The following is a 2,781-nucleotide window of genomic DNA, read 5'->3' as shown; positions in this document are numbered from 1 at the left end:
GACAGTGCCCGTTCAGAGGAAAAGGGAGAGAAAACCTGGAAAGAGAGAGAGAACGCAGAGATTAAGAAGAAAGAGAATCCGGTTACGACAGACAGCGGAACAGATGAAGACAACAGTAATACCAGTAAACGAAAAAGCCCGAAAACAGGAGAATAGAACATGATAAAATCAGAGAAGAAGAAAATCCTGTCGGCACTTCTGGTCATTGCTTTTGGCGTGTCAGTGTTTCTGGCAGGTTATTACGGAGAATATGCAGGGGATACCATATCCCCTGCTGCCACGCTGGATTTGTCACAGGATTCCGTGGCGGATGAAGTAAAGTACAGGGATGAATCCGGAGAAATAAAGATTGATTTTGAGTTGCTGCAGGCCCAGAACCCGGATATTTATGCATGGATTACCGTTCCGGGAACCGGAATTGACTATCCGGTGCTCCAGAAAAGCGGTACGGAAGATATTTATGACAACTATTATCTTGATCATAAGGCAGATTTATCAGAAGGGCTTCCGGGCGCCATTTATACCCAGCCTGTGAACAGCAGAGATTTTAAGGATTCGGTTACGGTACTTTATGGACACAATATGAAAAACGGAGGGATGTTCAGCAGCCTTCATGAGTTTGAGGACAGTAAATTTTTTGAGGAGAACCGGCAGGTGATTATTTATACGCCGGATGATACCTTTATCTATGAAATCTTTGCGGCGGCAGATTTTTCGGACGTGTTGATTCCCTATGAGTATGATTTTACCGAGGATTCCGAAATCCGGAGATATCTGGAGGATGTGGAATCATGCAAAGTGAATTTCAGACATGAAACGGAGGTGGTAAGCAGCGATAAAATTCTTACTCTGTCAACCTGCTACAGCGGACGGGATGAAAACCGGCTTCTGATTCAGGCAGTGCTGACAGAGGAGATACAGGCGTAGGGGAAAATGCTGCGCCAGACCGGAAAATTCCCTGTAATTCCGGAATTTTCCGGCTGTGTATATTTAGTTAAAGGAGGTATAAGGAATGAGGAAAACAGGGAGAAAATTACTGGGTGTTTTGCTGGCGGCATCCATGACTGTGGCAGCGGTATTTCCGATACAGAGCGTCACGGCAGCAGAAACTGGCAGAGAAGCGGAACATGCGGAACATGTGGAAAAAAAGGAATCATCAGAGGAAAAATGGATAGAGGAAACTCCGGAGAAGGTACAGCAGCCTGCAAAGCAGCAGGAAGAGGCAGGAAGCGGAGTTTCCGAAGAAATTCAGATGGAAGAGACAGAGTCTGTCGTGCCTCTGTCTATGGAAGAGACAGAGCCTGTCATGCCTCTGTCTGACGGATATGATATTAACCAGCCGGTAATCGAAGGGTTTGAGCTGGAAGAAAACGGCCGGACACTGACAGAAAAGGATAGCCTTCATTTTAAGCTGTGGGCTTACGATGCGGACAGTGATATCAGTTCTGTATATGTCAGGGCAGGTGGCCATAGGATAGATTTACAGAAAAGTGAGGAAGAAAAACTGTATACTGCAGAGTATCCCTGCAGTTCTTTCAACGACGGGATAGTTAATATCACGGAAATCCGAGTGGAAGACAGGGTGAAAAATTATGCAGAGGCAGATGTGTATGACGATAATTACAATTGTCTTTACCGTGTTATAGTACAGAAGGCAAAACCTGCAGAAGAAAAAGTTTCTGTCACTGATTTTCAGATTCAGACCAGTGCTTCCGGTGAAGACGGGGCATTAGTGCCAGGCGATACAGTAACCTGTTCTGCCCGCGTGACCTGTGAAAATGGTGAGGTGAAAGAAGGGAAGGTGAGACTTGGGACCTTTGGAGCCAGGGCTTATCGTGTAGAACATATAAAAATGAGTTACAACGAAGAAAATCAGATCATGACAGGCACATATACGGTGGAAGACACCACATATCCTTCGGAATGGATCTGGGAATATATCACGGTTACCACGCAGTCTGGAAAAAGCCTTGATTTTCGTCCGGATAAAAGTTTGAAGTTTACAGTAGTTCAGGAAAATTTTGACCTGGAGCCTCCGGTAATTGAGAGCATCACCCTTGACAAAAATGAAGAGACGGTGACTGCCGTGGATAAAATTACGGTGACTGTCAGGGTAAAAGAGGAAAATCCGGAAAATTGGGCAAGAGTGTATTATACATCGGCAGATGATTACAGAAAGAAAGGCAATACCAGTCTGTCCTGGAAAAAAGAACTGGGGGCCTATCAGGGAGAAATTGTCATTACAAAGGAGACCTACCCAGGCAGGTGGAATATCACAGATCTGGAAGTCCGGGATACGATTGGTCATATGACGGATCTGAGGGACTTTCAGGAGGATCTGGGTGCGGGGTACTCCTGGTATTATATCGTGGACCCGGATGGATATCATGTGGATAATAAGGCGCCGGTGATTAAAAGCATCACCCTTGATAAGAATAACCAGTGGGTTCAGCCGGGAGATACACTGACTCTGACCGTGAAAGTGGAAGAGGAACATCCTTCCTGGTATGGATATGCATATTTCTATCCTCAGGTATCGAATGTTTCCGGATATCAATGTGTGGATTTGCAGTTTCATCCTGATACTATGGAATATACGGGGACGATTCCCATTACAGAAGATACCTATCCCTGTGAATGGATGATGACGGATCTGCGTATAGAGGACCAGAACGGATACAGAGCCAATGTATCACAGTACATGGAGGACTGGTATACATTCTATCCATTTTATTACCGGGTGAAAACCAGAGATACCTACCGGGAAGATTACCGGGATGT

2 protein-coding genes are annotated in these 2,781 nt (G+C 45.3%); both read left to right on the top strand.

Annotated features, from left to right (window positions below; translation table 11 throughout):
- Window positions 1–159: 159 nt before the first annotated feature.
- Entirely contained in the window at window positions 160–927 is a 768-nt protein-coding gene (gene srtB / locus C805_RS16705) for a class B sortase (RefSeq protein WP_016215098.1), read from the top strand.
- A gap of 85 nt (window positions 928–1,012) precedes the next feature.
- Window positions 1,013–2,781: hypothetical protein (locus tag C805_RS26750; RefSeq protein ID WP_016215097.1), on the top strand; the 1,769-nt coding region annotated here is incomplete at its 3' end.

This window comes from Eubacterium sp. 14-2 (assembly GCF_000403845.2).
Lineage (GTDB): Bacteria > Bacillota > Clostridia > Lachnospirales > Lachnospiraceae > Petralouisia.
This window is presented reverse-complemented; position numbering and strand designations above follow the sequence as displayed.

What these genes read in the sequence shown, in the direction of transcription:
- srtB (WP_016215098.1), top strand. Translation starts at nt 160, where the DNA reads ATGATAAAATCAGAGAAGAAGAAAATCCTGTCGGCACTTCTGGTCATT.